We start from the raw sequence: 691 nt of genomic DNA, 5'->3' as shown, positions 1-691 counted from the left end.
CTGCACTTTCAATCAAAGCATCGTGTGGATTAAACAACGGCTCACTGACAAGCTGGCTAAGGATAAGCGTACGATGCTGGCTTCATCTTGACTAGGATGGTCACAGAACTAAACATTGATTTTTTTCTTGAGCATACTGCTCTAGATAACGTTGCGCTAACCAAGACTTACCAAATCCTTTAGCACCATTAATAGTGATAAGGTTGGAGCCAAAATTAGTCAATAACTCAAGACGTTCTAAAAGCTCAGTTTGAGAATCCAGTTCAAGTACATTAGGCAAAGCACGGCTCATCAGCGATTCCTTGTGAAAATAGCCCCGATGGAGCTATTTAAGTTGATTAATTGATTGTGCGACAATCTTCTATGGCTTGACGAATGACCTCTTGAGGCACATCAGCCACGACCTCAGCGGTACCAATACTGCTTGGTAAGACTAATCTCAGTTTCCCTGATAGCAYYTTCTTATCGCGCATCATATGAGTCATGAAATCGTCAAACGTCATACTTTCTGGTGTATGTACTGGCAGCTTCGCTCTGCTAAGTATAGAGAAAATCTTATCAAATTGCTGCTGATCGATCATACCTTGTAACTGTGCGGTGCGTGCCGCCATGACCGTACCCGCGGCAACGGCTTCACCGTGTAACCAGTTGCCGTAGCCGAGCTCGAGCTTCGATCGCGTGTCCAAACGTA

At 44.7% G+C, this 691-nt stretch carries 2 pseudogenes; both read right to left on the bottom strand.

Features of this window, described 5'->3' with window-relative positions:
• Window positions 1–292 (bottom strand): annotated as a pseudogene (locus CIK04_RS25845) (cell division protein DamX); the annotation flags it as partial.
• 46 nt (window positions 293–338) lie between these two features.
• Window positions 339–691, bottom strand: a pseudogene (locus CIK04_RS25840) (3-dehydroquinate synthase); the annotation flags it as partial.

Source organism: Vibrio sp. 03_296 (assembly GCF_002265885.1).
This window is presented reverse-complemented; position numbering and strand designations above follow the sequence as displayed.